Origin of the sequence: Desulfosporosinus sp. I2 (genome assembly GCF_000960765.1) — a bacterium.
Lineage (GTDB): Bacteria > Bacillota > Desulfitobacteriia > Desulfitobacteriales > Desulfitobacteriaceae > Desulfosporosinus.
Genome location: NZ_JYNH01000251.1, coordinates 1 through 2,693, shown reverse-complemented (window position 1 = coordinate 2,693; position 2,693 = coordinate 1). Strand labels below are relative to the sequence as shown.

2 protein-coding genes are annotated in these 2,693 nt (G+C 32.0%); both read left to right on the top strand.

Annotated elements, in window-relative coordinates:
• A partial coding sequence (locus UF75_RS25315) for a transposase (protein ID WP_156146627.1) occupies positions 1-320 on the top strand: 320 nt, incomplete at its 5' end.
• Positions 321-439: 119 nt separating this feature from the next.
• Positions 440-2,554, top strand: a complete 2,115-nt coding sequence (locus tag UF75_RS26665) for an RNA-binding domain-containing protein (protein WP_242860430.1) — start codon at positions 440-442, stop codon at positions 2,552-2,554.
• The last annotated feature ends 139 nt before the right edge of the window (positions 2,555-2,693 follow it).

The window sequence follows — 2,693 nt, the reverse complement described above, 5'->3', positions numbered from 1 at the left end:
AAAAAACTTCATTGTGTGAATTTCTTGAAGACGGACGTATTGAATTGTCCACGAATCGAATTGAGAACGCGATCCGCCCCTTCGCCGTAGGAAGACGTGGCTGGTTATTTTCAGATACGACCAAGGGAGCTAAAGCGAGCGCTGTTGTTTACAGCATTGTGGAAACGGCCAAGGCGAATAACCTTAATGTATACATGTATCTGGTCCATATCTTCAGTAAAATGCCGGGGTTAGATTTCAAGACTGATCCAGCTCTCTTGGATGATTTTATGCCCTGGTCTCAAAAGATTCCAGCTTACTGCCGCAACACGGAACAATAATTATAGTATGGTAAAGCCTTGGCACTATTACTACAAGTTGTGCCAAGGCTTTTATTTGTCAATGCACTGCATTATTAAGCGCTTACGAGAAATTCTTAAAGTACTTTAAAGTAAAGGTATTGAAACAAAGTGAATTTGAGCTGGTTCATAGTCAAGAAGAAGTGTGTTCGAGCTTGAAAAATCAATTGGAGATTATTATTCCATATTTTAAAATTTGGATTGAAAATGAAGAAAGTGATGCTAATACAAGAGACAGTTTAGAAAATCTACAAGAAAAAATTGAAGCCTTAGAAATTTTTCAGGCTGAAGAGCTTAAAATTACTTATAAGGGTATAGATTTTATTAAGAGCGTGAATATTCATTTTAATGAAACCAGTCTTTATGTAACGAATCCTTGGAATGCTAATACTGTATTATTAAAGTTATCTGAAGTTTTATGCCGTTATTTTAATCTAGTTGGACACGATAAGAAATTAGACTTTTTACTTAGATCTACTGATGATGAGATTCAGAAGTACTTTATGCAGGAAGAACTCCAGATACCAGAAGAAGTTCTTGAAATAAGACGTAATTTTGAGGCTGAAGCAAAAAATCAAAAAATAAATTCTTTTGCAGATATTGAGACTGCAATCAATGAAAAAAAGATATCTCCAGAATTCTTTCATTTATCAAGGCCTGATTATGGTCGCTTGAAGTATATACAACAACGTATTCCAAGAGCAGTAACTAATGTAATAGAACATCTCAAGGAACTACCGGAATACGACTGTTCGCATTTTTATAAGATTGCAGAAAGTATTATTGGTGGTATTACAAAAAATGGGAATGAGATAACTGTAGTAGCCAGACCCTCAGATAATGATGAAGTACTAATTTTTTACACCTCTGAATTTGATGTTCTTGAATATGTAGACGCTGAACTTTGGTATGAAGATGGTATCAACATCCCTAAACAAATAACGTTGGGGCAACTTCTGAAAAAAACTGGCATTAATAGAATTCCTATAAAAAATATCGATATTGATGACTCTGAACTTGAAACATTACTAAATGATCCTAAATCTGAGGTATTAGATTTTAATGCTGTACCATATGTTCCACAAAAAATAGCCAAAATTATATCATCCTTTGCTAATACGAATGGAGGAACATTGATTTTTGGACTTAAAGAAAATTTACCGACTTCAAATGAGATTGTTGGACTTAGTACTGATTTTCAGGTTGTTGAAATTACAAAAAAAGCAATTTCCCTACTTTCACCAATTCCAAAAGTAACTTATGACAGGTTAAAAAGTGGAGAAAAATCCATTTTTGTGATCAAAACAGAAAAATCAGACAATAATATATTGTTAGAGAATCAAAAGTATATCAGAGAAGAATTTAATAGTGTCTTAGAAGAAAAGACATCAGAGTATAAAACTAAATTAAATATTTCTAAGATTAATAAAACTATAGCGATTATTATAGCAATAGAAAATTATGCCCCTAGACAAGAGAATCAAATATCAAACGTAAAATATGCTTTTAATGATGCACTTAAATTTAAAGAAATGTTGATTAAATCGATGAATGTAGATGAAAATGATATTCACATGATTACGAATGATAAAGCGTTGAAAAGTACTCTAGAATATGATTTTAATAGTTTATTTTATTCTTTAACAGAAGAAGATCGCTTAGTTTTTTATTATGTTGGACATGGTTTTCATAATGGTATCACGAATTACCTATCAACTTACGATATGCATCAATGCAATATAGCAGAAACTGCGGTTTCTTTACGTAAAATTCTACTTGATCCTTTACGAAAATCTAAATGTAAAAATGCACTTATTTTTATAGATGCTTGTGCACAAAGCTTCCGGGATGAAAATGAGCGTAGTCAAATTACTGATATTAATGATGAGGAACTAAAATTACTTACTAATGAATTTCCGTACTATGCAACATTTCTATCTTGCCAACCAGGACAAAGCTCTTATTCAAGTGATATCTTGAATAATGGAATATGGACTCATCATTTAGTTAAGGCAATAAGTGGTGATGTATCAGAAGTCCTACGTAGTAATAAATATATTACAGACAGATTATTGAAGGACTATCTTTCTAGTAGTGTATCTATATATACAAAAGTTGAACTTGGATATAATCAAAATCCCAAGGCGATTCTAGATTCAAGCTATGAAAATATTATTGTAGAAATAAAAATAAAAATGAAAATATTTAATACCTAGATGTACACATGTAGGTAATCTAAAAAACCTTAAAGCAAGTAGTTGTAATGTTTATTTAAAACCCGTCTTTCACCCAAGGGGTGAATGAATACCCTTCCTCCAAGGAACCAGTGGGTCTTCACGACATCATTTTTGTCTA